At 54.7% G+C, this 203-nt stretch carries 1 rRNA gene; it reads right to left on the minus strand.

Features of this window, described 5'->3' with window-relative positions:
- A 23S ribosomal RNA gene (locus tag BHE89_RS04545) occupies positions 1 to 203 on the minus strand; the annotation flags it as partial.

Below are 203 nucleotides of genomic sequence, written 5' to 3' on the forward strand. Positions count from 1 at the left end.
CCCCAGGATGTGATGAGCCGACATCGAGGTGCCAAACACCGCCGTCGATATGAACTCTTGGGCGGTATCAGCCTGTTATCCCCCGGAGTACCTTTTATCCGTTGAGCGATGGCCCTTCCATTCAGAACCACCGGATCACTAAGACCTACTTTCGTACCTGCTCGAGCCGTCACTCTCACAGTCAAGCTGGCTTATGCCTTTGC

Origin of the sequence: Shigella sp. FC1967 (assembly GCF_001743005.1) — a bacterium.
In the GTDB taxonomy this organism is placed as follows: Bacteria; Pseudomonadota; Gammaproteobacteria; order Enterobacterales; family Enterobacteriaceae; genus Proteus.